Here is a 2,420-nt window from a genome sequence, read left to right as displayed (position 1 = left end):
ACAGAAGGTAAAATCACACCAAACGAGATGACCATCCCTGGCGACAAAAACATCACAGGTACGTACACAGATGACGTGAAATCCGTCGTTGTGACAATCAACGGTACCGTCTACAAAGGCGGAACAGTAGCCAATGGCGAATTCAAATTCTACAGCCAAGATAAAATCAAAGCCGCAACAGACAAAGTAAGCATCCAAGCGTTCGATAGCGTTGGCAAATTACTCGATACAAAAACAGTCAAAATAAAAGCACCAGTCGTTGTCACAGCAGGCGACATCACACTAGACACATATACAGTCGGTGACAAAAACATCACAGGTACGTACACTGGCGACGTGAAATCAGTAGTCGTAACAGTGAACGGAACAGCCTACAAAGGTGGCACATTCAACGCAGACGGCACGTTCAAATTCTACGCACTAGACAAGATCAAATCAGCAGACGATGTCATCGCTATCCAAGCTTTCGACAAAGCAGGAAAAGTACTTGACACGCAAACAATCAATATTCAAAAATAAATGGCAATATAGGCGAGAGACTCATAACCATACATGGTGTTTCTCGCCTTTTTTATTGTAGAACTGGTCTTGATATGCTTGTACTTGTAACTACATGGAAAGGAGGCAGATGACATGAAAGAAACGATTCGTATTAAAAATATGTATCAAATAATGAAGAGATACGTGTGGTTTTTAATAAGCACAACTCTTATAAGGGGCAAAATTTTCATTGCCAACTATTCGAAGATTGGTTTCATGAAATGACGATGATTGAGAATAAACTTAAAATTGCTTTTGAGAGCAAGACCGGCGAAGCGATCGGCGCAAAATTGATGCAGGGAAGAAATCGATTGTGTCTTGATTATGGTCAAGTCTATCGAGAGGTTATTCAAAGTTGTAAAGGGAATCATTGGTGAGCAATAAATAAGTGTGCAAACAAATCTATCTGTCTGTTGACAGGACTTTTTTGTGTTGGAGAGAAGCATTCTAGGGGTAGAACCAGCATCTCCGAGTAAATCGGACATTACCTAATATTCTGACTATAATGGTTAGAATCTCTTGTAAATCGAGTTTCTTCTATATTATAGTAGTGGCCACAATCTCGTTAACAGAGAGTGGCCTTATTTTTATGAGAAGCAGGCTACTTCTACTGGTCTTCGGTAGGCATCATGGTTAAGTCTTCTTTAATCCGGTATATCGTCGGTCTTGTGACTCGATTTTTCTCCGCAATGCGTTTGATTGGCAAGCCTTCTTCTAACATTCGCACAATCTGATGGTATACTGCCTGTTTTTGTGGATCTTTTGCATCTGCAGCGTATAAAATCGGCCGACCTTTATAGACGCCTTTCTCCTTCGCTATCGCAATTCCCTGCGCTTGCCTTCTTTTACTTTCCGTTCTTTCCCGTTCTGCAATCATCGCCAGCAGCTGAAGAATTAAATCCTTCACGAAACGATCCAAGAGTGGATCACCAATTGGCTCGCTTAATAAAGGCATACTCGTCACCATCAACCCAATATTTTTTTCTTTCAGTACATTGACGGTTTGAATAATTTCAGCATAATCCCGACCTAACCGATCGATTGCCTCCACCATCAAAAAATCTCCTTCGCGAACAAAATCCAATGCTTTTCTAAATTCTTCGCGATTAATAAAATCAGCACCAGATTTTTTCTCAACAAAAATTTTCTCCGCGCCATGATTCTTAAATTCTTCCAACTGACGATCTAAATTCTGATCCGTGGAACTTACACGTGCATATGCGACTTTCATGCCCAAAATCACTCCATTTTTGAACCAATTTATTTTACACCCTAATTTTACATTAAAAATAAGCATAAAGCAATGAATCCGAAGTGTCTATTTAGGGTTTACCCTAAGTTTTCATAGTACTATTAGTATTTACCGTTAGGTATTGATTATTTAATACACAACAAAACGGTGAAAAACATGCTATCCATACAACAGCACATCTTTCACCTTATAATACTATTTAGCCACTAATCATATTCAAATATAATTGATAGTTCTTGTTGCCTCCAGACAAATTATAGACTGTTTGGAATCCCTTGTTTTTTAGAATGTTCTGGGCTGCATTGCCTGTTACGCCTTTATTACAGTAAGTTACTGTAAGTACTGTAGGGTCAAGTAACGTTGCCTGTTCTCGGAGCTCGGCCAAAGGAATGTGTATGGCATTTTTAACAGAAGATGCTTCAAATTGCTTTTTGGATCGTGTATCAATAATCTGCATTTTCTCGCCTTCATTTTGTTTCTGAATGAGTATTTCTGGCGTTATTAGTGGATTATCATGTATCGCATTATCCAAGGCCATACCTGTATACAACACAGGATCTTTTGTCGTTGCAAATGGTGGAGCATACGCTAAATCTAAGTGAAATAGATCCGCTGCCGTTGCCTTAAA

At 39.3% G+C, this 2,420-nt stretch carries 3 protein-coding genes; 1 reads left to right on the top strand and 2 read right to left on the bottom strand.

Annotated elements, in window-relative coordinates:
• Positions 1–519: immunoglobulin-like domain-containing protein (locus EP58_RS17535; RefSeq protein ID WP_338151662.1), on the top strand; the 519-nt coding region annotated here is incomplete at its 5' end.
• Between the two features lie 628 nt (positions 520–1,147).
• Here EP58_RS17535 and EP58_RS10570 read toward each other — a convergent pair.
• Both EP58_RS10570 and EP58_RS10565 read right to left on the bottom strand, forming a co-directional pair.
• A complete protein-coding gene (locus EP58_RS10570; RefSeq protein WP_036093262.1) occupies positions 1,148–1,771 on the bottom strand; it encodes a recombinase family protein in 624 nt (207 codons plus the stop codon).
• 220 nt (positions 1,772–1,991) lie between these two features.
• On the bottom strand, positions 1,992–2,420 hold a 429-nt coding region (locus EP58_RS10565), incomplete at its 5' end, for a rhodanese-like domain-containing protein (protein ID WP_036093261.1).

The organism is Paenilisteria newyorkensis (assembly GCF_000766145.1).
In the GTDB taxonomy this organism is placed as follows: domain Bacteria; phylum Bacillota; class Bacilli; order Lactobacillales; family Listeriaceae; genus Listeria_A; species Listeria_A newyorkensis.
The sequence above is the reverse complement of the archived record's forward strand: the minus strand, read 5'-3'. Positions and strand labels throughout refer to the sequence as shown.

Bases quoted from the DNA above. Each gene is read 5' to 3' on its own strand.
- EP58_RS10570 (WP_036093262.1), bottom strand. From the start codon at position 1,771: ATGAAAGTCGCATATGCACGTGTAAGTTCCACGGATCAGAATTTAGAT.